Source organism: Mesorhizobium sp. M7A.F.Ca.US.014.04.1.1, from assembly GCF_003998745.1.
GTDB classification, from domain to species: domain Bacteria; phylum Pseudomonadota; class Alphaproteobacteria; order Rhizobiales; family Rhizobiaceae; genus Mesorhizobium; species Mesorhizobium ciceri.
The window spans coordinates 1-2,217 of sequence record NZ_RZRW01000765.1; the positions used below are offsets into that span (position 1 = coordinate 1).

A 2,217-nucleotide genomic window follows, 5' to 3' on the forward strand; every position below is an offset into this window, starting at 1 on the left:
CCCACCGCCGTGCCCGAGGCAGCGGACGAGGAATTCGTGGCCACCGCACCAGGACCATGGCGGATTGGCCGCGTGCCGTGGAGCGAAGCCGAGCACCGGATTCGCGCTGTCGCCGCCGACAGGCATATCGCGGCTGCACTCGATATAGAAACCGGTGCGCCCTGCTTGGTGGTCGAGCGACGGACGTGGAGCGCCGAGCACCCGGTCACCCATGTGCGCTTCACCTACGCGGCCGAGAGCCACACGCTGGTGGCGAGGTTCAGGCCGCAGGGGTGAGGCTGATCTCCCCCCACGTGGGGGGAGATTGGCAGCTTCAACGCCTCAAATCGCAGCGGTAATAATAATCTCGACCAGATATTCCGGGGCGGCGAGCTTTGCTTCGCCGGTGGCGCGGGCTGGCGTGTTGCCCTGCGGCACCCACTTGTCCCATTCCGCGTTCATCTCGGCAAAGGTGCTCATGTCGGCCAGCCAGATGATCGCCTGCAGGATCTTGGTCTTGTCGGAGCCAGCCTTGGCCAGCAATTCGTCGACAGCCGCCAGGATGTCCCTGGTCTGCGAAGCGACATTGCCGGTTGGCTGGCCGACCTGACCAGCCAGATAGACGGTATTGCCATGGATGACGATCTGGCTCATGCGCGGGCCGACATCGATGCGACGAATGCTCATTGGATGGTTCCTTCCTGTGGCGGTTGCGCTTCTTTAGAGTCGCGACCGGCTTGGGGCAAGGTCGCCAGGTCGAATCCCCTTGGGCCAACGGCATATGATACGCACACACGGCAAGTTGACCCTGCCGCCGCAATTCCGCCGGATTGGCTTGTTGACTAATGTAATAACATCACATATCCAATCGGCCGCTGCCAGCAGCCGGATTTCGCCGCCTACGGATCGCAGAATGACAAATACCTGCCTGACATTCCGCGACCTGACGCTTGGCTACGGCAGCCATCCGGCGATCCATCATCTCGACGGCACCATCCGCAAGGGCTCGCTGACCGCTGTGGTCGGCGCCAACGGCTCCGGCAAATCGACGCTGATGAAAGGTATTGTCGGCGTCCTGAAGCCGATGGCCGGCGAGGTTGTCCGCGCACCCGGTGTACGTGCGGCCTATCTGCCGCAGCAATCGGAGCTCGACCGGTCCTTTCCGGCGCGGGTGGTGGATCTGGTTTCGCTCGGCCTGTGGCCACGGCGCGGCCTGCTTGGCCGCTACACTAGGGAAGATCGCGATGACGTCAGCAAGGCGCTGATGGCGGTGGGCCTCGGCGGTTTTGAAAAGCGGCCGATCGACACGCTGTCGGGCGGCCAACTGCAGCGCACGCTGTTTGCCCGTGTCCTGCTGCAGGACGCCGACCTCATCCTGCTCGACGAACCCTTCAACGCCGTCGACGCCAAGACGGTCGGCGACCTCATTGCGCTGATCAAGCACTGGCATGGCGAGGAACGCACCATCATGGTCGTCGTCCACGATCTGGATCTGGTGCGGCAGAATTTCCCCGAAACGCTGCTTCTGGCCCGCCAGCCGATCGCCTGGGGCGAAACCCGGGAAACGCTGAAGCCTGAAAATCTGTTGCGCGCCCGCCGTTTTCACGAGGCCTGGGAAGAAAATGCACCCTGGTGCGAGCCGGGCGAGGACGCTCATGGTCACGATCACCATGGCCACGATCACGATCACCAACATGGCGTCGGACCGAGGGCTGCTTGATGGACATGCTTTACGGCCTAGTCATCGCGCCCTTCGCCGATTTCGCCTTCATGCAGCGGGCGTTGATCGGCTCGCTGATGCTGTCGCTCGGCGCCTGCCCGATCGGCGTCTTCCTTATGCTGCGGCGCATGAGCCTGTCGGGCGACGCCATGGCGCACGCAATCCTGCCCGGTGCAGCCGCCGGCTTCCTGTTCTATGGGCTGGAAATCCTGCCGATGACCATCGGCGGCCTGATCGCCGGCGTCATCGTCGCGCTCGGCGCCGGCGCCGTCTCGCGTTTCACCATCCAGCGCGAAGACGCCTCGATGGCGGCTTTCTACCTGATTTCGCTCGCCATCGGCGTGCTGATGGTGTCGATCCGCGGTTCCAGCGTCGATCTCATGCATGTGCTGTTCGGCACCGTGCTGGCGCTCAATGACGAGGCCCTGACGCTGATCGGCGGCATCGTCGCGGTGACGCTGGCCAGCCTCGCCATCTTCTGGCGGGCGCTGGTCGCCGAATGCCTCGACCCGCTGTTC

At 63.9% G+C, this 2,217-nt stretch carries 4 protein-coding genes; 3 read left to right on the forward strand and 1 reads right to left on the reverse strand.

Going from position 1 to position 2,217, the window contains the following annotated elements:
• Positions 1-276 (forward strand): UTRA domain-containing protein (locus EOA22_RS31170; RefSeq protein WP_127390491.1); only part of this gene is annotated, 276 nt, incomplete at its 5' end.
• Positions 277-321: 45 nt separating this feature from the next.
• On the opposite strand, the gene EOA22_RS31175 is transcribed toward EOA22_RS31170, so the two are convergent.
• Positions 322-666, reverse strand: coding sequence for a RidA family protein (locus EOA22_RS31175; RefSeq protein WP_013532306.1), 345 nt, complete (start codon positions 664-666; stop codon positions 322-324).
• 226 nt (positions 667-892) lie between these two features.
• Here EOA22_RS31175 and aztA point away from each other — a divergent pair, with 226 nt between their 5' ends.
• Together aztA and EOA22_RS31185 are read left to right on the forward strand one after the other, a co-directional pair.
• Positions 893-1,699 carry a zinc ABC transporter ATP-binding protein AztA gene (gene aztA, locus EOA22_RS31180; RefSeq protein WP_063167741.1) on the forward strand — a complete coding sequence of 269 codons (807 nt, stop codon included), beginning with the start codon at positions 893-895 and terminating at the stop codon, positions 1,697-1,699.
• Positions 1,699-2,217: metal ABC transporter permease (locus tag EOA22_RS31185; RefSeq protein WP_164756093.1), on the forward strand; the 519-nt coding region annotated here is incomplete at its 3' end. The genes aztA and EOA22_RS31185, both read left to right, overlap by 1 nt.

Excerpts from the sequence above, each read along its gene's own strand:
- EOA22_RS31175 (WP_013532306.1), bottom strand. The coding sequence starts at position 666 with ATGAGCATTCGTCGCATCGATGTCGGCCCGCGCATGAGCCAGATCGTC.
- aztA (WP_063167741.1), top strand. The coding sequence starts at position 893 with ATGACAAATACCTGCCTGACATTCCGCGACCTGACGCTTGGCTACGGC.